At 44.2% G+C, this 22,307-nt stretch carries 18 protein-coding genes and 1 tRNA gene; 10 read left to right on the forward strand and 9 right to left on the reverse strand.

The window, feature by feature from the left end:
• Positions 1-22 precede the first annotated feature (22 nt).
• The 3 genes from sodB (at position 23) to L1076_RS06990 (ending at position 2,144) form a co-directional block, all read left to right on the forward strand.
• Complete coding sequence (gene sodB / locus L1076_RS06980) at positions 23-607, forward strand: superoxide dismutase [Fe] (protein WP_005439697.1); 585 nt, start codon at positions 23-25, stop codon at positions 605-607.
• A 156-nt stretch (positions 608-763) separates the two neighbouring features.
• Positions 764-1,267 carry a VC2046/SO_2500 family protein gene (locus L1076_RS06985; protein ID WP_042606170.1) on the forward strand — a complete coding sequence of 168 codons (504 nt, stop codon included), beginning with the start codon at positions 764-766 and terminating at the stop codon, positions 1,265-1,267.
• Between the two features lie 193 nt (positions 1,268-1,460).
• Positions 1,461-2,144: an SDR family oxidoreductase gene (locus L1076_RS06990; RefSeq protein WP_038869498.1), complete on the forward strand. Its 684-nt coding sequence runs from the start codon at positions 1,461-1,463 to the stop codon at positions 2,142-2,144.
• 142 nt (positions 2,145-2,286) lie between these two features.
• Here L1076_RS06990 and adhE read toward each other — a convergent pair whose 3' ends face one another.
• Entirely contained in the window at positions 2,287-4,989 is a 2,703-nt protein-coding gene (gene adhE / locus L1076_RS06995; protein WP_042606169.1) for a bifunctional acetaldehyde-CoA/alcohol dehydrogenase, read from the reverse strand.
• A 651-nt stretch (positions 4,990-5,640) separates the two neighbouring features.
• Here adhE and L1076_RS07000 point away from each other — a divergent pair.
• Both L1076_RS07000 and L1076_RS07005 read left to right on the forward strand, forming a co-directional pair.
• Positions 5,641-6,279 carry a YchE family NAAT transporter gene (locus L1076_RS07000; protein ID WP_038869216.1) on the forward strand — a complete coding sequence of 213 codons (639 nt, stop codon included), beginning with the start codon at positions 5,641-5,643 and terminating at the stop codon, positions 6,277-6,279.
• Positions 6,280-6,341: 62 nt separating this feature from the next.
• Positions 6,342-7,190 (forward strand): ion transporter, encoded by an 849-nt coding sequence (locus L1076_RS07005; RefSeq protein ID WP_038869214.1) that lies wholly within the window; start codon positions 6,342-6,344, stop codon positions 7,188-7,190.
• 328 nt (positions 7,191-7,518) lie between these two features.
• Here the strand turns inward: L1076_RS07005 and L1076_RS07010 are convergent, their stop codons facing one another.
• Both L1076_RS07010 and asd read right to left on the reverse strand, forming a co-directional pair.
• Positions 7,519-8,046, reverse strand: a complete 528-nt coding sequence (locus tag L1076_RS07010) for a type II secretion system protein (protein ID WP_039974092.1) — start codon at positions 8,044-8,046, stop codon at positions 7,519-7,521.
• Between the two features lie 126 nt (positions 8,047-8,172).
• Positions 8,173-9,288, reverse strand: coding sequence for an aspartate-semialdehyde dehydrogenase (gene asd, locus L1076_RS07015; protein WP_038869210.1), 1,116 nt, complete (start codon positions 9,286-9,288; stop codon positions 8,173-8,175).
• A 437-nt stretch (positions 9,289-9,725) separates the two neighbouring features.
• Between asd and nhaC the strand changes: the two genes are divergently transcribed.
• The gene (nhaC, locus tag L1076_RS07020; RefSeq protein WP_237303442.1) at positions 9,726-11,162 is read left to right on the forward strand and encodes a Na+/H+ antiporter NhaC; all 1,437 of its coding nucleotides are present in this window, start codon (positions 9,726-9,728) and stop codon (positions 11,160-11,162) included.
• Between the two features lie 96 nt (positions 11,163-11,258).
• Here nhaC and L1076_RS07025 read toward each other — a convergent pair whose 3' ends face one another.
• The 3 genes from L1076_RS07025 to yejK all read right to left on the reverse strand — a co-directional run bounded on the left by L1076_RS07025 (position 11,259) and on the right by yejK (position 14,965).
• On the reverse strand, positions 11,259-12,422 hold the full coding sequence (locus tag L1076_RS07025; protein WP_042601270.1) for a hypothetical protein: 1,164 nt from the start codon (positions 12,420-12,422) through the stop codon (positions 11,259-11,261).
• A gap of 111 nt (positions 12,423-12,533) precedes the next feature.
• Entirely contained in the window at positions 12,534-13,856 is a 1,323-nt protein-coding gene (locus tag L1076_RS07030) for an Hpt domain-containing protein (protein ID WP_039974099.1), read from the reverse strand.
• Positions 13,857-13,966: 110 nt separating this feature from the next.
• The gene (yejK, locus tag L1076_RS07035; protein ID WP_038869205.1) at positions 13,967-14,965 is read right to left on the reverse strand and encodes a nucleoid-associated protein YejK; all 999 of its coding nucleotides are present in this window, start codon (positions 14,963-14,965) and stop codon (positions 13,967-13,969) included.
• 85 nt (positions 14,966-15,050) lie between these two features.
• Here yejK and L1076_RS07040 point away from each other — a divergent pair, with 85 nt between their 5' ends.
• The 3 genes from L1076_RS07040 (at position 15,051) to L1076_RS07050 (ending at position 17,338) form a co-directional block, all read left to right on the forward strand.
• Entirely contained in the window at positions 15,051-15,278 is a 228-nt protein-coding gene (locus L1076_RS07040; RefSeq protein WP_038869203.1) for a YejL family protein, read from the forward strand.
• A 22-nt stretch (positions 15,279-15,300) separates the two neighbouring features.
• The gene (locus L1076_RS07045; protein WP_104036841.1) at positions 15,301-17,109 is read left to right on the forward strand and encodes a DUF3413 domain-containing protein; all 1,809 of its coding nucleotides are present in this window, start codon (positions 15,301-15,303) and stop codon (positions 17,107-17,109) included.
• Between the two features lie 138 nt (positions 17,110-17,247).
• A tRNA-Ser gene (locus tag L1076_RS07050) sits at positions 17,248-17,338 on the forward strand.
• A 335-nt stretch (positions 17,339-17,673) separates the two neighbouring features.
• On the opposite strand, the gene L1076_RS07055 is transcribed toward L1076_RS07050, so the two are convergent.
• The 3 genes from L1076_RS07055 to L1076_RS07065 form a co-directional block, all read right to left on the reverse strand.
• Complete coding sequence (locus tag L1076_RS07055) at positions 17,674-18,669, reverse strand: M48 family metallopeptidase (protein WP_104036840.1); 996 nt, start codon at positions 18,667-18,669, stop codon at positions 17,674-17,676.
• On the reverse strand, positions 18,669-19,844 hold the full coding sequence (locus L1076_RS07060; protein WP_038881882.1) for a YjgN family protein: 1,176 nt from the start codon (positions 19,842-19,844) through the stop codon (positions 18,669-18,671). Before L1076_RS07060 ends, L1076_RS07055 begins: the two co-directional genes overlap by 1 nt.
• 532 nt (positions 19,845-20,376) lie before the next feature.
• Complete coding sequence (locus tag L1076_RS07065) at positions 20,377-21,297, reverse strand: histone deacetylase (protein WP_039974104.1); 921 nt, start codon at positions 21,295-21,297, stop codon at positions 20,377-20,379.
• Between the two features lie 283 nt (positions 21,298-21,580).
• Between L1076_RS07065 and L1076_RS07070 the strand changes: the two genes are divergently transcribed.
• Positions 21,581-22,270, forward strand: coding sequence for an SDR family oxidoreductase (locus L1076_RS07070; protein ID WP_039974106.1), 690 nt, complete (start codon positions 21,581-21,583; stop codon positions 22,268-22,270).
• Positions 22,271-22,307: the final 37 nt, after the last annotated feature.

Below are 22,307 nucleotides of genomic sequence, written 5' to 3' on the forward strand. Positions count from 1 at the left end.
CATATCTATGGAGAATTGAGCAATGGCATTTGAACTACCAGCTCTACCTTACGCGAAAGACGCACTAGAACCACACATCTCTGCTGAAACTCTAGATTTCCACCACGGTAAACACCACAACACTTACGTAGTTAAGCTAAACGGTCTTATCCCTGGTACTGAGTTCGAAGGCAAAACACTAGAAGAAATCATCAAGACTTCTACTGGTGGCGTATTCAACAACGCAGCACAGATCTGGAACCACACGTTCTACTGGCACTGTCTAGCGCCAAACGCAGGCGGCGAACCAACAGGTGCAGTTGCTGACGCGATCAACGCAGCGTTCGGTTCTTTCGAAGAATTCAAAGCAAAATTCACTGATTCAGCAATCAACAACTTCGGTTCTTCATGGACTTGGCTAGTTAAGAAAGCTGACGGTTCTCTAGAGATCGTTAACACGTCTAACGCAGCGACTCCTCTAACAGAAGAAGGTACTACTCCACTTCTAACTGTTGACCTATGGGAACACGCTTACTACATCGATTACCGCAACGTACGTCCTGATTACATGAACGGCTTCTGGGCTCTTGTAAACTGGGACTTCGTAGCAGAGAACCTAGCGAAGTAATTTACTTCCCTCTAAGTTCAATTTAGTCATATTTAAAAGCTCGCACTATTGCGGGCTTTTTTATTGCTCCTAAAACCAGTTTATTCAATTAATCCCCTCTTTTTCCTAAAGTTCTTTCCGTTGTTGCCGTTAAAAGTGCATCAAGCGAGGAACATCATGCAAATCCATACTTTAGACAAAGCAGCAATCATCAACGAACTTCAGTTCGGTAATGGTATTAACCATGCCGTACACGAAGGTCGTCGCGCTGATTTCTCGCTGATCCTGTCTATGTTCTCTAATGATGTTCGCGATGTGGTTCCGGTTGAAGAAGTCCAAGAAGTACTCACGAGTGATGACATTCTTCGCCAACAGTTCGGGTTATCTCAACCTCAAGCGCTTCGCTCAGACAGCAGCAGTTACGAGCTAGCTGCAGAGCAAGCAAAACAGTTCCATGATGCAGGATTGCCCTCAGCAAAACTGAGCCACTACTTAAAACCAGATGCGCTAACCTATTTGCCTCAAGACACGTTCAACCTACCGGAAAACGTCTATCACAACCTTTCCGGTCATGAGCGCCGTAGTTTAGGCGAACGTAACAAAACACTGATTCCTGACGCTGGGCTTTACAATCAATTAGTGACGGCACAGCGTCAGTATCAAATCCAAGCGCAAGCTTAACACTCCGTGTTCACCCCAACAGATTGCATTCTGCACACGTCAGAAATGTGACGCCTTACAAATTCCCAAACAATAGTTGCGGTTCAAAAGCGTTACTTTGAAGCTTTTCACACTGAGCTCATAAAAATTCATCCATGCTGTTAGCACAAACCACTGATGTATTGTTAACACAAGAAATGACAGTGTAGGTGCTATGGATATTAAAGAATCAATCATTCTCGTCACTTCCGCAGGAACTATCCTCGGCAGAACATGCTCTAGTCACTTTGCCCATTTAGGGGCAACGATTGTTCTTTGCGACCAGAATCCAACGGCCTTGAGAGCCAGTTATGAGCAAATTAGCGCCTTTTCAGATAAGGTGTACGCCATTAATGTGTGCAGTGATAACACCACGTCCATCAATTTATTGTTTGACCAAATAGAATCTCAGCTTGGTGCGACACCAGATGTCATCGTCAATTGTTGGACTAGTTCACCAATGCCAAGTTTGATGGCTCCAGAACCAATGAGTACTTATATCGATCATCTTTCATCTGCGGCTCGCTTTCTTTATACCTATGGTCAAGTGAGCGCAGAGCGCTTCCGCTCCAGAGAAAAGAAAGGCGTAATCGTCAATGTCATTTCTCATGATAATCATGAAGATCTCACGGGTGTGGAAAGCATGGCGGCATTAGTCTCTGGTTTTACCCACAGCTGGGCAAAAGAACTGACCCCTTTCAACATCCGAGTTGGTGGTGTCATCCCTTCAGTAAATCATACGAGTGAAGATGTAGATGAACGACATTGGGCTCAGATCCAAGATGAGCTAGTGAGGAATACGGCTTATATTGTTGCTAACGAGTACTTTAGCGGTCGAGTCGTAACGACCGAAGTCTGAGTAAACCTCCTAACCAAAACACCTCTTCAAGCAGAACTTCTCATAATCATAAAAAAAGCCCCAGTCTCTCGACTGGGGCTTTGCTTTTTCCCGATGGTAGATTTCGTGCTAGCGAAAACCTATCCCATAACTAACGTCTTGCTTATGCGTTAGCTTTTTCTTTCTTAGCTTTTGGTGCTGCTTCTTTCGCTACTTGGTCTGCTTTCTTTTTGATAACAGTTGTACCTTCGAAAGTTTCGCCTTCAACGAATGCTTTACCGTAGTAAGAAGCCATTAGTACTTCTTTTAGCTCTGTGATTAGAGGGTAACGTGGGTTCGCACCAGTACATTGGTCATCGAACGCTTCAACCGCTAGCTCGTCTAGCTTCGCAACGAAATCTGACTCTGCAACGCCTGCTGCTTGAATCGACAGCGGGATGTCTAGGTCACCTTTCAGCTCTTCTAGCCATGCTAGTAGACGTTCAATTTTCTGAGCAGTACGGTCACCAGCTTGGCTTAGGCCTAAGTGGTCAGCAACTTCAGCGTAACGACGACGTGCTTGTGGACGGTCGTACTGAGAGAATGCAGTCTGCTTAGTTGGGTTATCGTTCGCGTTGTAACGTACAACGTTCGAGATTAGTAGCGCGTTAGCAAGGCCGTGTGGTAGGTGGAACTCAGCACCAATCTTGTGCGCCATTGAGTGACAAACACCTAGGAATGCGTTCGCAAACGCGATACCAGCGATAGTTGCCGCGTTGTGTACTTTCTCACGAGCGATTGGGTCGTTTGCACCGTTTGCATAGCTTGATGGTAGGTATTCTTTAAGCATCTTAAGTGCTTGTAGAGCTTGACCATCAGAGTATTCGTTAGCAAGAACAGATACGTAAGCTTCTAGAGCGTGAGTTACTGCATCGTAACCACCGAATGCTGTTAGAGACTTAGGCATGTTCATTACTAGGTTCGCATCAACGATAGCCATGTTTGGCGTGATTTCGTAGTCAGCTAGTGGGTACTTAGCACCAGTCTTGTCGTCTGTAACAACCGCGAATGGAGTAACTTCTGAACCCGTACCTGAAGTTGTAGTGATACATACAAGCTCAGCTTTTTGACCCATTTTAGGGAACTTGTAGATACGCTTACGGATGTCCATAAAGCGCATTGCTAGTTCTTCGAAGTGAGTTTCTGGGTGCTCGTACATTACCCACATGATCTTCGCAGCATCCATTGGTGAACCGCCACCTAGAGCTAGGATTACGTCAGGTTGGAAGCTCTTCATTGCTTCTGCGCCTTTCTCAACAACAGATAGTGTTGGATCCGCTTCTACGTCGAAGAATGTTTGAACTTCGATGCCTTGCTCTTTAAGCAGTTTAACTACTTCGTCAGCGTAACCGTTGTTGAATAGGAAACGGTCAGTTACTAGGAATGCGCGTTTCTTACCTTCTAGGTCGCTCATTGCGATTGGAAGGCTACCACGACGGAAGTAGATAGACTTAGGTAGTTTGTGCCACAACATGTTTTCAGCTCGCTTAGCTACAGTTTTCTTGTTGATAAGGTGCTTAGGACCAACGTTTTCAGAGATAGAGTTACCACCCCATGAACCACAACCTAGAGTTAGAGAAGGTGCTACGTTGAAGTTGTAAAGGTCACCGATACCACCGTGAGTAGTTGGGATGTTTACAAGGATACGTGCAGTCTTCATCTTGTCACCGAAGTAACGGATGCGGTCTGCGTTAACGTCTTGGTTAGTGTAAAGACCAGATGTGTGACCGATACCACCGATTTCAACCATTGTTACTGCTTGAGCAACTGCGTCTTCGAAGTCGTCAGCGCGGAATAGACCAAGAGTTGGAGATAGTTTCTCGTGAGCGAATTCATCATCGTAAGAAACTTTACCTAGGCCTTCACCTACAAGTACTTTTGTATCAGCAGGAACTTTAACACCAGCCATTTCAGCGATTGCAGGAGCAGGTTGACCTACGATTTTCGCGTTTAGTGCGCCGTCGATAAGAAGTACTTTACGTACTTTATCAGCGTCAGCTTTAGATAGAACGTGAGCTTTGTGAGAAGCGAAGCGCTCTTTCACTTCGTCGTATACTTCACCAACTACGATTGCAGCTTGCTCAGAAGCACATACTACGCCGTTATCGAAAGTCTTAGACATAAGGATAGAAGCAACAGCACGTTTGATGTCAGCTGTTTCATCGATAACTACAGGAACGTTACCTGCACCTACACCGATTGCTGGCTTACCAGAAGAGTAAGCTGCTTTAACCATGCCTGGACCACCTGTTGCAAGGATAAGAGCGATGCCATCGTGCTTCATAAGAGCGTTAGAAAGCTCTACAGATGGTTGGTCGATCCAACCGATGATGTCTTTTGGAGCACCCGCTGCTACTGCTGCATCTAGAACTAGTTTCGCAGCATCGTTAGTTGAGTTCTTCGCACGTGGGTGTGGCGAGAAGATGATGCCGTTACGAGTTTTTAGAGATATTAGAGATTTGAAGATTGCTGTAGAAGTTGGGTTCGTTGTTGGAACGATACCACAGATGATACCTACAGGCTCTGCGATAGTCATCGTGCCTAGGTTGTCATCTTCTTCCAAGATGCCACATGTTTTTTCATCTTTGTATTTGTTGTAGATAAATTCTGAAGCGAAGTGGTTTTTGATTACCTTATCTTCAACAATACCCATTCCAGATTCAGCAACTGCTTGTTGTGCCAGTGGGATACGAGCATGGTTAGCTGCAAGAGAAGCTGCGCGGAAGATTGCGTCTACTTTCTCTTGTGAGAACGTTGCGAATTCTTCTTGTGCTGCTTTAACGCGTGCTACTAGAGCATCTAGTTCAGCTAAGTTAGTTACAGGCATGGTGGATCTCCTAAAATAATAAATATTAAAAACTTTTTAGTAAGGCTATTGTCTTTCGTTTTGACTGTTTATCAGCGTTTTAACTAACAACCATCTTAGTAAATTGCTTTCAGGGCTGAGTATAATATTTCAGAGTGTGAAAAAAATTGACTTGGATCAGTTCTCACAACTGAAATACCCCCAAAGTAGTGGTTTACCACAACAAAACCAGCTAAATAATTGATAAACAAACAAATTAAGCTTAATTTTTAATTGCACAAAAAAGAAGCAAACGAACTAAAAAATAAAAGAAACAACAACAATCTGTAAAAAAGTTTCATTTTTAGCCAACAAAATTACATGTGGACCCTAATTTTTGTGCTACTGAGAGTATATCGAATGCGTCATATCTCTCTACAAACCACCCTTCTTTTTGTGAAAAATGTGCGAATGTTAACGTTTGTGTAAATCAGTTCAGGTTCTCACCAGCCTTCTACGTAACAATTCGTTTCCAGAATGCATACATTTCTTTCAATAATTAGTTTTTCTCACAAATACTAGCCCAAATACGTTAGTTTTTTTCATTTCTTCCCAACGCACTTTTGCCTTACATTACCGCCTAAAATTACCCCCTCTCTTTTTCACTATTGTGAACGTTTACGAGTAAGCAACATGCAGACTTTAGAGTTAGCTATTTTCCTACAGTTTTTCTTAGGTTTGGTCGCAGCAGTGAACCCTGTTGGTATCATGCCTGTGTTCGTATCACTAACCGGTCATATGACGCCAGAAGAGAAAAGCAAAACCGCCACGACAGCCAATATTGCTGTCGCGAGTATTCTGATTATTTCTTTGTTTGCTGGTCAGTTGTTGCTGGACATGTTCAGTATTTCGCTCGATTCGTTTCGCGTAGCTGGCGGTTTACTGCTTCTAAGCATCGCATTTTCGATGATGAGTGGTAAGTTGGGTGAAGATAAGCAAAACAAGCAAGAAAAGACGGAATACGTAAGCCGTGAGCAAATTGGTGTCGTACCACTTGCCATGCCGTTAATGGCAGGTCCAGGTGCAATTAGCTCAACCATCGTTTACGGTGCACGCTACCCTAGCGCGCTGGATACAGTTGGTATCAGCTTAACGATCGTTTTGTTTTGTTTCTGCTCTTGGTTACTGTTCCGCTCCGCGCCTTTAATTGTGCGTTTCCTTGGACAAACTGGCATCAACGTGATCACTCGTATTATGGGCCTAATCCTCGGCGCGCTTGGTATTGAGTTTATCGCGAACGGTCTAAGAAACCTGTTTCCTGGTTTAGCCTAAGTTTCTTAACTTCTGGTATGATGTTGCAATCCGTTTCATTTTAACGTCGATAGTGCAACATCATGCCTCGCAAGTCTCTAAAGCATCATTTATATGTGATTATTTTCGGTACTCATACTCGTGCCGGACGCATCTTTGATATCGCGCTGATCGTCGCGATCATCGCATCTCTCGTGGTTCTTATTCTGGAATCTCTGCCGACTGTAATGACAGAATGGTCGCAAGAGTTGCGCTACGTGGAATATACTTTCACCGCTTTATTCACCATTGAGTATCTGCTGCGACTGTATTGTTCGCCCAAACCTAAGTCCTACGCCACCAGCTTTTATGGTGTCGTCGATCTCTTAGCGATACTGCCAACCTACTTAGCTATCATCTTCCCTGGCGCTTCCTTTATGGGGGTAGTCAGACTGCTGCGTGTTATGCGCATCTTCCGTATTTTAAAGTTAGTTCGCTATTTGCAAGACTCGAATATTTTATTGCGCTCCCTTTTAATGGCGCGACGCAAGATTATTATCTTCTTTAGTACGGTGGGAATTCTCGTCACCATCTTTGGTGCGTTGATCTTCGTAATTGAAGGGCCACACAACGGTTTTACGAGTATCCCAAAAAGCATCTACTGGGCGATTGTGACGATTACTACGGTAGGCTATGGCGACATGGTGCCGCAAACGCATCTCGGTAAAGCAATCGCGTCATTAACTATGTTGCTTGGTTATTCGATATTGGCAGTTCCAACCGGGATTATTACCGCAGAACTGAGCAATGAGATGAATGCTCACAAAGAGCTTGTGAAATGCCCCAACTGTAATCGCTCCGGTCATGATTCGGATGCCATGCATTGTAAGCATTGTGGTAGTGAGCTGGCAGATCCTGATAATCGCGTCGTCAGAGCGGATGAGGAAGATTAGAATCGGGAATCGGGAATCGGGAATCGGGAATCGGGAATCGGGAATCGGGAATCGGGAATCGGGAATCGGGAATCGGGAATCGGCGATATTTTGTCTTTCTGGGGACAAATTCTGTCAACGCCTTTTAGAACGTAGTTTCTTGCCTAGCGCTCCAACAAAATCCTCTCGATTCTTAAAGCAGAGTGCTCCCAAGTATTGGAGCGTAGCGTTCCCAACGACCCTGTACTCCAACTCTACGATTAAAAAAGCCGATGAACTCACATCGGCCTTTGCATAGCTGTAGGCTCTCAGGAAATAAACAAACCCTAAGGAAAAGTCTATTCTCGATTTAACAACCGTCAGTAAACACTTCCACGTTGTATTCGTCACCCGGCTCCATTGCAGCGGTGTACTTAACATAGCATTGCGTATCTTCAATTGCTTTGTTGTACGCACTTTCATCATCAGGAGCTGCGTCAATATATTCAGAGCGAGTCACAATCCAAGTGTCAGGATTACTTACTGACCCATGGTTGTGTGCACCCCATACCCACTCTTTTGTTAGATCATGGTATCCAGATTCGATATCTAAGAAGTTTTCCATCCCTCCCCTTTGAACAGCTGGATAACCATATTGAACGGAACCATAGCCTTCAACACTATATGACTCCTCATGTTCCATTCCCTCTACAGCCGTTTTGCCGAAAGCCATCTCCGAAGCATTATGGACAGAGCCACCTAGTCCCTTAATTACCGCTTCTCTCGCATCATGTTGAAGATTTAAAAACTTAGGTGCGGCAACGACGGCTAGAATGCCGAGTATGACGATGACAACCACTAACTCTATGAGAGTAAAACCTTTTGTATTTTGTTTCATTACCGCACTCCAATGGATTAATTTCGCGGCAACGGTATGCAACAAAAGTCAGCTTACTGTCATTGTAATATCAAAAAAGCGCCCAATTGGGCGCTTTCAAAATGACCATCTCAACATTGAGACAAATTAAGCTTTCTCAGCAAGTATGATTCGTAGAGTGCGGCGTAGTGGCTCAGCAGCCCCCCACAATAGTTGGTCACCTACTGTAAAGGCATTTAGGAAGTCATCACCCATTGCCATCTTGCGTAGACGGCCTACTGGAATAGACAACGTACCTGTCACTTTCGCTGGTGTAAGTTCTTGAGCCGTAATGTCACGATCGTTAGGAACGACTTTCACCCAATCGTTGTGCGTTGCGATGATCTCTTCGATCTCATCCATTGGTACATTTTGCTTCAGCTTGATTGTCAGAGCTTGAGAGTGACAGCGCATCGCACCAATGCGGACACATGTACCATCGATTGGCACTGGCGCATTTTGGAAGCCCAAAATCTTATTCGCTTCTACGCCCGCTTTCCACTCTTCTTTGCTTTGGCCGTTATCACGCTTGACATCAATCCAAGGGATAAGAGAGCCAGCTAGTGGCACACCAAACTTTTCTGAAGGGAAAGAAGAGCTGCGCATTGTGTCTGCAACTTTCTTGTCGATATCGAGAATAGAGCTTGCTGGATTAGCCAATTCAGAGCTTACAGAATCGTTGATCACACCCATCTGAGAAATCAGCTCACGCATGTTTTGTGCACCTGCGCCAGACGCCGCTTGGTACGTCATTGCGCTTGTCCACTCAACCAAACCCTTCTCGAATAGGCCACCAAGACCCATTAGCATTAGGCTTACTGTGCAGTTACCACCAACAAATGTATTGGTTCCACCATGAATACCTTGCTGAATTTGCGCAAGGTTTACTGGGTCTAGGGTAATAATAGAATCTTGTGCCATACGTAACGTAGAAGCAGCATCAATCCAGTAACCTTTCCAACCCGCTTGGCGTAGTGCTGGGTAAACTTTTTCAGTGTAACTACCACCTTGACACGTAACGACCGCATCAAGCTGTTTTAAACTTTCAATATCGAACGCATCTTGAAGTAGACCAGCATCTTTACCTAGGTTTGGTGCAGGAATACCTATTTGAGACGTGCTGTAGAAAACTGGCTCGATCAAATCGAAGTCTTTCTCTTCGACCATGCGCTGCATAAGGACTGAACCAACCATGCCACGCCAACCAACTAAACCTACTCTCATCGCATTAACTCTCCATGTATATTTCTGAAACTTTCTCCATAGTTCAATTTTCGACACAAAATCTCAAGCCCTAATTTGCAAATAAACGCAACTTTTTTAACGTTTGCGGCGAAATTTTATAATCAAGTCCATTTTCTTCCTTTTTCTTTACGCTCAACTGGATAGATGAAGAAAGAAAAGTGTGAAATCAACACCGATGGTCCTACCACCCAATGAGAAAACAACATTTGAAGCACATAATTTTTACATCACAAAACATTTCAAACCGTTAATATTAATAATTAATGGTGATTAATTTCACAAGCAAACGTTTTTACCGACGAACATCAAGATAAAGCACCAAATGTTCGAAATATAATTTTTGTTAATGTATGTTAGGCGCCGATTAAAACAGGGAGCGGCCTTCCTCTATTGCTCCAAGAACGACAGAGGCACATATGAAGCAAGTTACAACACGCTTACCTAGTCTGATACAGGTATTTATCTCACTAGGTTTGTTTCTACTTTTGGCATTTTCATTTACTGCCAAATTAGACCTTCCTATTCAGCTAGCGCTGTACATTGGTTGGTTCATTATCATACTGTTGGGTTTAAGGCTCGGCCATCAATACAAAGACCTAGAAAAAGCCGCATTAAGTGGCATTTCTAATGGCCTAGGTGCCGTGCTAATTCTTCTTGCTGTAGGAGCCTTAGTCGGTACTTGGATCTCAGGTGGTATTGTTCCGACCATCATCTATTACGGTTTGAAAGCAATCCACCCTTCTATCTTCTTGCTTGCTACCATGATCATCTGTTCTTTGACTGCGCTAGCAACGGGAACTTCTTGGGGTGCTGCGGGTACAGCCGGTATTGCCATGATGGGTATTGGTCAAGGTCTTGGAGTTCCAGCCCCAATCACCGCAGGCGCGGTGCTATCGGGTTGTTACTTTGGTGACAAAATGTCTCCACTTTCAGACTCTGTGATCCTTGCTTCTTCTATGTCGAATGTAGAAGTCGTTGAGCACATCAAGGGTATGCTACCTATCGCGCTGATCAGCTACATTATAACTGGTATCATGTTTACCGCATTTGGCTTTCACTTCGCTGGCAAAGTGGACATGAGCCAAGTGGATTCTGTTATTCAGGCAATGGAGCAACAATTTTTCATCACGCCTTATTCCTTTGTTCCAGTGGTCATCGTATTGGCTCTACTTGCGATGCGTATGCCTTCTTTCCCTGTGATTAGCTTTGGCTCTCTGCTAGGTATTATCTGGGCAGTGATGATTCAGGATGTGGACTTCCTGACAGCGTTTAACACGGCTTGGGCGCCATTTGCGATTTCTTCAGGAGTCGACTTCATTGATTCGATTCTCAACCGTGGCGGCATGTCTTCTATGTTGGGCTCTGTAGCGGTAATCGTGTTTGGTCTTGGTTTCGGTGGCCTGCTCGACAAAGTAGGCGTGCTTGAGACTATTGCAAAGCTGTTCGAACGACGTGTTCAGAGCGCGGGTTCACTTGCGACGAGCACGATTGGTACGGCCTTCATGGGTAACGTATTTGGCTCTGCGATGTACGTATCACTGATTCTTACGCCTAAGATCTGTGCGAAGAACTACGACCGCCTTGGCTACAAACGCAAAAACTTATCTCGTAACGCAGAGTTCGGTGGCACACTGACATCAGGTATGGTGCCGTGGAGTGACAACGGAATCTATATGGCAAGCATCTTGGGTGTGGCAACATTATCATACGCACCGTTCATGTGGCTGAGCTTCGTATGCATTATCGTTACCATCTTTACTTCTTACATGGGCTGGTTTGTTGATAAATGCGAGCCGACGGCTCCAGCAACAGAAGAACAAACAGAAGCTGAACTCAAGCAGCAAACGGCTTAAATCAGCTTTCCATAGATAGAAACTTTCCGTAAATAAAAAAGGACCGAATCATCGGTCCTTTTTTATGTTTGTCATTTAGTATTTACGCACAGGTAATCAAGCTGATTTAGACCCTGCTCTTACTGCTGAACGCTTACCTAATGCATAACCCAGTACCAACGGAGCAAAGAAGATAACCAAAATAAATAGAATGAAGTAAATAATTGTGCTCTTAACCAATTGAATCAATTTGTCCATCGCTAGATTCACAACTTCTTGTGAAACATGGTCTAGGTCTTGTGCAAACTTCTCACGCTCATTCGTAATAATTTGTGCGATTTCTTGGCGCTCTCTTGCCACCATCAATTCCAGAGCTTGACGCTCTTCACTCAACTGAGACAAACGCTCTTCCGTTTTCTGGTCAATGTCTTCAACCAAAGGCTGTAACTGTACCGCCATTTGCTCGGCTAAGTTACGCATGTACTCAGGGTTATTATCGATAAAGTCCTTTAACGACTCAGAAGTCACCTTCAAGCTATTTAGTGCTGCGTTTACTTGCTCAATACTTGCGGAACTATTTAACGCCAATAGTTGCGCTTTCCACGTCATGATCTTAGGCGTTTGCTCAGACACCAAACTTAAGCGGTCAGAAACATCACCGATGGCTTCTGGCATCGTGCCCAATGTTGTGACAGCTTCTTCTTCACTGATTTGGTTAGCCTCAAGCCAAGCACGGTAAGCGGGTGTACGAATCATGCTTAGATCCGCGAATGGGTATTTCTCTACAAAGTCAGCGACAAACACTTTGGTGTTTTCATAAACGTCTTTTTTCAAAAGAGACTGAGCGAGTTTATCGACTTCTTTGGCTAGATGTGCAGAGACTTGTTTAGCTTCACCCGTCGCAAACAAATCTTTGCCCGCACCTTCACTATAGAACTGGTTCATCTGGTGAGTGAACACCCACGTATCTATGAGCGCAGCCATTGGGGAAACTTGGTAAGCCGCCGCTTGAAGACCTTCTTCAGCATTGATCTTCCACAGCAGAATATAAGATTGGTTTACTTTGTCGCTCGGCTCATAGTTTTTTTGGAGCACATCAGCAGCTTGTTCGACTTGAGCAAAAAACTGTTGTGCGTATTCACGCGTCATTATACGCATGTTGAGTTCTTGTTTGGTGAGCGGTACAGTTTGGCTGTCGATTTTCACCTCTAGCAGGGAACACCCTGAAAGACTCAAAACCAAGCAAGCTACCATCAAAGAGGACAGTCGACGGATGGACATGAAATTACCTATGGTCAAAATGTGTAGAACAGGAACAGAACGAACCAAGGCATCAGGTTCGTGAACGCACCTTTAATACCTCAGCACCCTATATTTTAAGTCAGAGGAATATCAATCCGTTAGCACTTCTCGAATGTTTTCACTAATGAGAACTCTTTCGGCAAAAAGTGTCGTTTTCTTTAACGTATCTTCTAACTGACTCAATTTATCGTCTGAGATTTGCTCGCCTTGTTTAATTAAAGATTCGATATCTCCAGAGATATAGTGTAGAGGCATTGCACCTATACTGCCCGATACCCCTTTCAAGCTGTGCGCAACTCGCTGAGCATGTTCTTTATCTTCCAGTAACAACCTTCTTAGCTTACTGCCGTCATCAGTATGATCTTGAATAAACACGTCTAACAGCATGCGCACGGACTCTTCATCGTCGGACAAAGAATCAAGCATTCTTTCTATATCAATGTAAGGTTCGGGACTTTCATTTAACAACTGTTGGTGGGACTCGGAATCGCTTCTCTCAGGCCCGTTCGTCACCTCAGTTGAATTTGCTGGTTCAAGCTCCGTCTGCTCACTCCCCCGCTCAACCCTATCAAGTTGGTGAGAGAGTGGTTGTATTGGCGAATTTATGTTTTCTGAATCGGATTGATTTCCTTCGGTTAGAACTGACTCTTTAGAAGACAAAGCCCAACAAACACATACAAGTAAGGAAGCACTTACCATTATCAACAGCGAGAGGTAAACCAACAGTTTTTGTTCTAGCGAAGCACTAATCGCAGCCAGCTGGTTCGGGAATTCAGGGTTGAGCAATTGGCTCGCAAGATGACTGCCTTTTGCGTGAGCAGCAAGCACGCTGGATGTTTGAGCAAGGCGACGTTGGAAAGAGGACTGTTCTTCAAGCGCTAAAGTTTTCGATTCTGTAAACAACAAATCTAATTCTTGATAAGTGTCTGCACTCGTCGCAGAGTCACTAAACATCGCTTCTAGCACTAATGCGCCGAGCCGAAAGTACATCGTCTGTAGTGATTGAGAGTTGCTTGCCGACTCTCGACTGTTGCGTAATTGGTCTGCGAGCGCGACGAGTTCACTATCACTACCAATAAAGCTCTTCGCACCCTCTAAAAAACGGTCTGTCGAATAAAGAAGTTGGGTTAAGTCTGGAGCACCCAGTCCTTGGCCCTGTTCACTTTCGAGTTGTAAGCGAACCGCATAAACCAATTGGAGCTTAAGAGAAACTTGATCGACATGTTGAGCACGATATGGAAGTTCGAAATGAAAAATATTTCTTACTTCATCTACTTTGCTACCAAGTTCGTCCACGGTAGACATCGTTCTCATGGTCTGTTGCGCCTGAAGCCATATACCTACGGCAAACGCACACCACACAACAAATAAAATCCAGACGACTCGTCTTATTCCCTCTTTTAATTGCTGCAACACTCATTCCTCGACTATTTCTATTAATAACAAGCATATACCATGATTCATGCTCAAACTGTGCACACTTCACATAAAAAAAGAGAGCACATGGCTCTCTCTTTCTTGAATTAGTTGCGACTCAACTGATCTTTCAGATTCGGAGGCGTCCCTTTAATGGTCAGCGTATCCGTCTCCGGATCGTAGAAAATACGCTCGCCAAGCAACAGGCTGTCAAAGCTAATGTTCAAACCGCCACCTGCTCCTACGTATTTCGTCAATTTGCGTACGGTTGAGCGATCACCTGGGAAAGACTCTTCCAACTCGTAACCTTGTTCTTTAGTAAAGTCCATGAAACTGGTGCCATCTTGGCTAGGCGGTAATTCACCAGATAGCTCAGAAATTTGAACTTCATCACCAGTTTTAATTTGCTCGTTACAGTAGTTGTAAACTTGCTTTTTGTACTCATTCGCTTCTTGCTTCTCAAGCTTAGAGTCTGCACAAAAGTCTTCAACTGCCTGCATCAACACTTGGTTTTGCTGTTTGGTATCTAAGCCAACATCGGCTTGTAAGAAATCTAAGAAGAAGTCTGCCACTTTACGGCCAACACGTCCTTTGATGTAAGAAAGGTAACGATTTGATTCACGGTCAGTATCGTAGCTTGATAGGTCAATGCGCGCAGCAATATCCATTTTAGTGATGTCTAGATAATCTGTTGCATCAATATCCAAGCCTTCAGTTACCTTTAGGCTCTGGTTCATAGGCAAAATGCCGATAAACAAGTAATCCGTTGCTAAACTTTGGTATTCCGCAAACACTAAAATGCCTTCGTCTGCAAATGGGTACTTAATCAACTCTTCTTTCAAGCGATTTGCACTAATTTGTGAGAAGTCGTAAAAATCTCGCTCTCCTTTGCGCATTTCTTGAAGCCAAAATTGAAATTCGCTGTCTGACTGGAAAGAGCCAAAACCTTTACCTGCTTTAGAATGGAATACGCGATGCAGTTCCGCGACGAGGTTTTCTGTAGCGGTATCGTTCTCTAACGATGCCGGGCGAAGTTTAACAACCAGTTCGTCCTGATCGTTTTTGCACAATTGATGCAGAATAACGTTTGAAAGATGAAGGCTCATAGTGATTTTATCTTGCTACAAGGTTTAAGTTGTTGGGCATTGTAGGTTATCATAAGCCGCTTTTACTATCATTATTAGAGTCTTTATGCCGATTACATCTAAATATACTGACGAACAAGTAGAGAAAATTCTTGCTGAAGTGGGCGCTGTACTAGAAAAACACGCCGCCTCTCCTGAGTTGACGCTAATGATTGCCGGAAATATCGCAACCAATGTCTTAAATCAACAAGTTGCTGCTTCACAACGCAAAGTTATTGCTGAAAAATTTGCTCAGGCGCTCGTATCTTCTCTTGAAGTGCCAAAATCACACTAATAACGGATAATAGAACAAGTACATGGTAGACAGCGGAAACTCATACGGCGAACGTGTATCTCGACTGGTTGGTTGGGGTCACTGGTTTGCATTCTTCAACATCGTTGCATCGATGTTGATAGGTACGCGCTATATCGTTCAGTCGCCTTGGCCAGAGACCCTAATGGGGCAATTCTATCTGGCGGTATCCTGGGTTGGCCATTTTGGCTTTCTTGTTTTCGCGCTCTACTTGTTGGTTCTATTCCCGCTGACGTTTGTCCTGCCATCTAGGAAGCTTTTCCGTTTGGTGGCAGTGATATTCGCAACCGTCGGTCAAACGGTCTTACTGATCGATACCCAAGCTTACCAATCCATCAACTTGCACTTAAACCCCGTGGTTTGGGAGTTGTTGTTTAGCGAAGATAAAAGTGCCATCAGCTCTGACTTGCAGCACCTTTTTGTGGTTATGCCACTTATCTTCCTGGTTCAGTTAGGCTTATCAGAATGGGTTTGGCGTAAACAACGCAAACTTTCCCATAAACACGTTGGCCGCCCTTTGGCCGCAGTGTTCTTCTTGAGCTTTATCACTAGCCATCTGGTTTATATTTGGGCTGATGCCTATTTCTATAACCCGATTACTAGCCAGCGCTCTAATTTCCCGTTGTCTTACCCAATGACCGCGAAGAGCTTTATGGAAAAACATGGCCTACTAGACCGTGAAGAATACCTAAAACGCTTAGCGGAAAACCAAGGTAATATTGACCTGGTGAGCTACCCGCTCGAAAAACTCGAATTTAATCGTCGTGGTAACAAATTGAACGTACTGATGATCAGTGTGAACAACTTACGTGCAGATGCACTAAACCAAGACGAAATGCCAAACATTTACCAGTTTGCACAAGACAACCAAAACTTTGTAAACCACTACAGTTCTAGCAATGACACGTACGGTGCATTCGGTCTGTTTTATGGCTTACCAAGTAGCTACGCAAGTAGCATCAAAGCACAAGGTTCTGCACCAGTTCTTTTGGATGTATTAAAAGATCAGGGCTATAGCTTTGGTTTGTTCAGCGGAAATGGTTTTGAAGATGACCTTTACTCAGAAGTGATCTTCCGTGGAGTTAATCTTGCTAACACGTTAGACGGTACTCAAGCACACACCGACAAACAATCCATTGCGGCATGGAATACATGGCTAACCGAACAAGCAAGCCAACCTTGGTTTAGCTATATCGAAGTCACCACTGTCGATAACTTTGAATCTGAACCAGAAGCGGCAAATGAAGAAATGCCAGCCAGCGAGCGATTCAAGAAAGCATATGAGAAAGCGGTAAAATCTGCCGATAAGACAGTTGCTGAAATCATTTCTGATCTCGATGAAAAACAACTACTTACCAATACGATAGTGGTCATCACCTCTAATCACGGTAGCGAGTTTAATGAGACCAATACCAACAGTTGGGGAGCGAACAGCAATTACAGCCGCTACCAGCTTCAGGTTCCTATGGTTATTCATTGGCCAGGAATGCTGCCAGGTGAATTTACGCACAGTACAAGCCATCTGGACTTGTCGGTGACGCTGTTACAAGACATGTTAGGCGTCTCATCGAACCCTTATGATTACAGCAGTGGTCGTAACCTATTTGACGAAAGTCGCCGCCGCTGGATTTTAGCGGGCGACACTCGTGAAATCGCGCTGATCACCAGCTCCCAAACGACAGTTATCGATAAATTTGGTAACTACAAGCTGTATGATGACAACTACAAACGCTTAAGAGAAACAACGCCTAAACTGCCTGTCTTGATGCAAGGACTAACAGAACTTCAGCGCTTCTATTCTAAAAGCAATTAATTGAAAAAAGCTCTCCACTCGGAGAGCTTTTTTGATTCTTTTATCCGCAAACAACACAAAATTGAACAGTAAACATCCAAACAGTTCATTTTGGGGTTTACAAGGTTTTCAAAGCCTTATATTATGCGCCTCAACAACGGAGAGATGGCTGAGTGGTTGAAAGCACCGGTCTTGAAAACCGGCATACGTTAATAGCGTATCTAGGGTTCAAATCCCTATCTCTCCGCCACATTTAGAAAAAGCCCGCTAAGCAATTAGTGGGCTCTTTCGTATCTGAAGGCTTAAAGAGGGATTTAGACAAATCCCTCCTTGAGTGCAAGCCCAGCACTCACGCCACATTTAGAAAGCTCGTTGAGAAATCAACGAGCTTTCGTCGTTTTAGCACTTGGAAAATTTCGGGATGTCTAAATCACTCCTAGTTGAGCGCAACCCCGAACTAGGCGTCCCCACACTCAGCCAAGTTCAGAAAAAGCCGGTCTGGTCCTCTAGGCACTTTCCAATACGCAAGAAAAAAGCCCACTAATATTTAGTGAGCTTTCATTGTTAAGTGTTGGAATGACAGAGTTAGTTTCCTTTCGCTGCCTCAATCCTTTTATCGAGATCTGGATGAGTACTCAACCACTCTGGCAACTCTTCATAACCTTGGTTACGAAACAACTCAAACATTTCAGCCATCGGCTTTGCGTCGCCATAAACCTTGAGCATCCCCTCTCTTGCAAATGCATCGGCTTGTATTTCGGCTTCTCTGGAGTAACCACTGGACAACACAAACACACTTGCGCCGGCAAGATTGTCCACGATGCCAGAGCTTTCACCGGTTAAAAGAGCGACACCAACAGAAAGGACACTCGAATACACCAACCTCTTTAGCATGTGGCGATGATGAATATGACCAAGCTCGTGAAGAATAATACTGTCCAGTTGTTGCTGGTTTTTAGACAGCGCGACTAATTCATCGAGCAGCACAATCTTTCCACCAGGTAAGGCAAACGCATTCGCCCCTAGCTCAGAAGATAGGAAAACAATCTCTACTTGGTAAGGCAACGCCTCTAACTGTGTTAAGTGCTGCTCTACCCTGCTTCGAATGGCTTCTTGTTCGGCTTTACTCAGCTCGCTCGGTTCCCAACGGGAATCCAAGCTTTGAAGTACCTTTTCGCCAAGTACAACTGAGACACTGTCAGGAATAGCGTATGCGACTTTGTCGCTCACCCAAGGTAACGCGTAATAATATCCCCCGAGCACAACGGCAATACATGCCATCGCAGACACGACCCAAGCAAGCCAGTTTGATTCTATTTTATCAATGAAGCTCGATCTTTTATTTGCCTGTAGCCACCGAGACACTTCTTCAGTCCGTTCGGTAACGAAAACCCAACCATTGGGCAGCTTAAATCTGACGGGTAAATTGCCGACTGGAGCAGTAATGTCCGCGTGCTGCTGGTCACAGCTGAAAATATTGTCAGCAACAACCAAACTCAACGAGTTGGCCTGAGCGACATCCAATTTGGCTTGATGTCGCTCAGAGCTTTTGGGTGGAAACGCGGTTCCTTCAAACTGCATTAACCGATTCCAACACCGAGATCGAAGGCTTGTGCAACTTCATCAGAAATCGCTGATTTCACTTTTGAATCTTGGTCTGCTGCTTTCAGTTGGCTCATGTCTCCAACGACGACCGTCTTGTCAGCAACATAGCGAGAAGTACGAACCATTACCCATGGTCTCGCAATACTCAAGGTCACAACTTGTAATAGGAAGTTTGAGATAATCAGCCACATGTAGCCATCAACTGTATAGGTAGACTTAAACGTAAAGTTGTTTTCTTCTTGCCCTTCTTTTTCTAGTTTCATTTGGGAGAACAAGTAGTTACGAGTTCTTGTTGCTGTGTATGCCGTCAAGCCGATGGTTAAGCCAATCATACCAAGGTACATGACAACCATTGTAATGACAGGGCTAGATTTATTCAGTGAAGCCAAGTCGCCCGTTGCTGCTTCCATTAGCCCTGAGCTCCCAACCATCACAATGACCGCTACAATCGCAATCGCGACAGCTGTGCTAAGGCCTATTGCTACGGCTTTCAGGTAGGTTTTTACAAAGAAACTGGTTTCAAGTTCACCACTAAACTGCCAATCACCATAGCGGTAGCCATTAACAAAGTAACGTTGAACGCCAACCACAACCCAACCATAAAGTGCAGCCATAACGACGACTGAGCAAAGCCCTAAAATAACCGACGCAGCTTGCGAAACGCTCGCAACCGCCACACAGATACCAATGAAAACCATGACCGCCAGCGCTGCACCAAAGCCTCTGCCAAGTATGGTCATGTATGCATCTTTCAGTGACGAATTAAAAGAGAAGTGAACATTGCGGTAACTCGTCATTGCAGAATCAAATCGTGCGTTGCTCCATAACAACCATGGCAGAGCGACATAAAACAGAAGTAAGAGCACAAGCGCCAGTTGGGGAATGAACGAGTTTGCGATACCCCATACCAATACAATCGCCAGCGCGACTAAACGCCCCTTTAAAATTTGCATTGGCTCAGCATGATACTCAAAGTTATCACCGTCGATGTACGTGTTACCGTAGAAGTAGCGCTTTGTTCTTACTTTGGCCCAAGCAGAGTAAATTCCAAGCGTAACGATAGAAAGTAGAACATTGACAATCCAGATGCCAAAAAACTCTCCCCCTCGCCCTTTAAAAGAGATGGTATTGGAAATGCGTTGATGGTTCATATACAGTCCGAATAGTTTATTTAATTTTATGAATTTAAAGGCGTTATCCTATCTCATTCATAAATGGATAAACTTGACTGCTATAAGCAAACTAAACATCAATTATTTATAAAATACATATTAATTATGAATTCAAATTCACCGAAAAAATAATTAAATGGTCAATTCCGCTCAAATAAATCCACTTAAAGTGATAGAAACTACTCTCTCAGTGAATTTAATCGACAATGGTTCATTATCACTAAAAAAGCCCACATTCAGAGATGCGGGCTTGCCAATCAACAGGTTAGTTGCTGATTACATTTTTTATCAGACGAATTGTAAGGTGTTTATAACTATCTAAATGCCGCGAAGCCCCCTAATATTCGCCTCGGCATAAGGCAGGAGCATCTTCTTTCTGCATTAGCTAAATCCATCCATTTGTTGTTTTAGACAACGTCAAAGGCTAGGAAAATAAAATTGGGAAAGGATTCCCAGCCTTAAATGTTCATTCGAGAACTGAGTCCGCTACCTCAATTTCAACATTCTAGATTCAGTCTTTAAAAACGAATTCAGCGGCATTCAACAACTGCATATGAATAGGCACCAAATCCGCGTGTTCACTTCGATAACCACCACCGACGACAGCCGCAACAGGAATCCCTCTATCTTTCATTAACTGCATTAAAAAGCGGTCACGTTCGAATATGCCTTCCGTCGACACGTTGAAATACCCCAGTTCGTCGTCGACATGAATATCCACACCAGCGTCGTAAATCACCATGTCAGGGCGATGCAGATTAATTGCCATTTCGACCACTTCTTTAAACGTCATCAAAAAAGCTTCATCACTGGTTCCACGACTTAATGGAACATCAAGGTCAGAGTCTGGCTTTCTCGCCGGGAAGTTTTTATCGCAATGGAAAGACAAAGTAACGATGTCGGGTTCACTTTCACAAATCGTTGCCGTGCCATCGCCATGGTGGACATCACTATCGATGATCATCACTTTATCGACGTGTTCATGATCAAGCATGTGCTTAGCAGCAATCGCCAGATCGTTGAATAGACAAAAACCACTGCCAAAGTTTTTGTGCGCATGATGATAGCCACCGCTTAGGTGAATCGCGACACCATGCTCTAATGCCTTTTCTGCGGTCAGCACTGTTCCGGCGGTGGATGTCAGTGTCCGTGTTATCAGGACCTCGCTCCAAGGAAACCCAATTCGACGCATTTTGGCCGCAGGCATAGCTCCCGTCACCAACAAGTCGACATACTCCCCATCATGCACCTGTTTAATATCATCCGTACTTAGAGGGCTTGGTTGGAAGAATTCAATTTGCCCTCCCCAATCTTCACTCGCGAGTTTCTTCATCACAGCTTGATAAAGATAGCGATATTTCATGATCGGATAACGGTGACCATCTGGTAGATCGAGTTGCGAGTAAATAGGGTGATAAATCAGTGGCAGCATGAGACATTCTTTTCATAAAACGTTGTGAAATAGTACCAACTCCTTGAGTTGATTAAAAAGAAATTTAATTGATAATGATTTTCAATATCAATTAAATTTTCTACCTGTTATGAATAAAACCTTATATACGATACTCGGCGCTTTCTTTGGTTCTTTCTGCGCGATTTCTCTGTTCATGTCGATGATGTTAGGTGCATGGTGGTTAGTTGATTTTATCGCCCTTAGCTAACACAATGGTTCTGTTTCCACTTAACCTTATTGAATCAGACAGATAGGTGTACTCATGAGTCAGACAGTCTTTATTACTGGTGCGAATCGCGGTATCGGTTTGAGTTTAACCGAGCTCTATTTGCAACAAGGCGCTCAAGTTCACGCGACAAGCCGTAACCTAACAGACAGTAAAGAACTACACGCATTAGCGTCGCGTTATAATACCTTGGTGCTACATGAATTGGACGTGACGGATTACCAACGAGTCGCCCAACTCGCAAGCGAACTCCCGGCAATCGATCTGCTGATCAACAATGCAGGTTACTACGGGCCTAAAGGCTATGGATTTGGTAACACCGACATCGAAGAGTGGCGACAAGTCTTCGAGATAAATACCATCGCTCCATTGAAGTTAGTGGAAAGCTTTTATCCGCTGCTACAACAAGGCAAAGCGAAGAAAATTGCGTGTATCTCCTCTAAAGTCGGCAGCATGACGGAAAACACCTCTGGTGGTGGTTACATCTATCGCTCTTCCAAAGCGGCACTCAACTCTGTTGTTAAAAGTTTGAGTAATGACCTAACCGATGAGGGCTTCACTGTCTTGGCACTCCATCCGGGCTGGGTACGTACTGAAATGGGTGGGCCTAATGCGCTTATCGACCCACAAACATCTGCTGATGGTTTAGCAAAAGTGATTGAGCAAAGCACGCAAGAAAATTCGGGGCAGTTTATTAACTATGATGGCACCGAACTTCCTTGGTAATAGTCAAGTATCAATAAGTTAACGTTAGGCGACGAAA

This window comes from Vibrio sp. MMG023 (genome assembly GCF_021654215.1).
GTDB classification, from domain to species: Bacteria; Pseudomonadota; Gammaproteobacteria; order Enterobacterales; family Vibrionaceae; genus Vibrio; species Vibrio jasicida.

What these genes read in the sequence shown, in the direction of transcription:
- sodB (WP_005439697.1), top strand. Translation starts at nt 23, where the DNA reads ATGGCATTTGAACTACCAGCTCTACCTTACGCGAAAGACGCACTAGAA.
- L1076_RS06985 (WP_042606170.1), top strand. Translation starts at nt 764, where the DNA reads ATGCAAATCCATACTTTAGACAAAGCAGCAATCATCAACGAACTTCAG.
- L1076_RS06990 (WP_038869498.1), top strand. Translation starts at nt 1,461, where the DNA reads ATGGATATTAAAGAATCAATCATTCTCGTCACTTCCGCAGGAACTATC.
- adhE (WP_042606169.1), bottom strand. Translation starts at nt 4,989, where the DNA reads ATGCCTGTAACTAACTTAGCTGAACTAGATGCTCTAGTAGCACGCGTT.
- L1076_RS07000 (WP_038869216.1), top strand. Translation starts at nt 5,641, where the DNA reads ATGCAGACTTTAGAGTTAGCTATTTTCCTACAGTTTTTCTTAGGTTTG.
- L1076_RS07005 (WP_038869214.1), top strand. Translation starts at nt 6,342, where the DNA reads ATGCCTCGCAAGTCTCTAAAGCATCATTTATATGTGATTATTTTCGGT.
- L1076_RS07010 (WP_039974092.1), bottom strand. Translation starts at nt 8,046, where the DNA reads ATGAAACAAAATACAAAAGGTTTTACTCTCATAGAGTTAGTGGTTGTC.
- asd (WP_038869210.1), bottom strand. Translation starts at nt 9,288, where the DNA reads ATGAGAGTAGGTTTAGTTGGTTGGCGTGGCATGGTTGGTTCAGTCCTT.
- nhaC (WP_237303442.1), top strand. Translation starts at nt 9,726, where the DNA reads ATGAAGCAAGTTACAACACGCTTACCTAGTCTGATACAGGTATTTATC.
- L1076_RS07025 (WP_042601270.1), bottom strand. Translation starts at nt 12,422, where the DNA reads ATGTCCATCCGTCGACTGTCCTCTTTGATGGTAGCTTGCTTGGTTTTG.
- yejK (WP_038869205.1), bottom strand. Translation starts at nt 14,965, where the DNA reads ATGAGCCTTCATCTTTCAAACGTTATTCTGCATCAATTGTGCAAAAAC.
- L1076_RS07040 (WP_038869203.1), top strand. Translation starts at nt 15,051, where the DNA reads ATGCCGATTACATCTAAATATACTGACGAACAAGTAGAGAAAATTCTT.
- L1076_RS07045 (WP_104036841.1), top strand. Translation starts at nt 15,301, where the DNA reads ATGGTAGACAGCGGAAACTCATACGGCGAACGTGTATCTCGACTGGTT.
- L1076_RS07055 (WP_104036840.1), bottom strand. Translation starts at nt 18,669, where the DNA reads ATGCAGTTTGAAGGAACCGCGTTTCCACCCAAAAGCTCTGAGCGACAT.
- L1076_RS07060 (WP_038881882.1), bottom strand. Translation starts at nt 19,844, where the DNA reads ATGAACCATCAACGCATTTCCAATACCATCTCTTTTAAAGGGCGAGGG.
- L1076_RS07065 (WP_039974104.1), bottom strand. Translation starts at nt 21,297, where the DNA reads ATGCTGCCACTGATTTATCACCCTATTTACTCGCAACTCGATCTACCA.
- L1076_RS07070 (WP_039974106.1), top strand. Translation starts at nt 21,581, where the DNA reads ATGAGTCAGACAGTCTTTATTACTGGTGCGAATCGCGGTATCGGTTTG.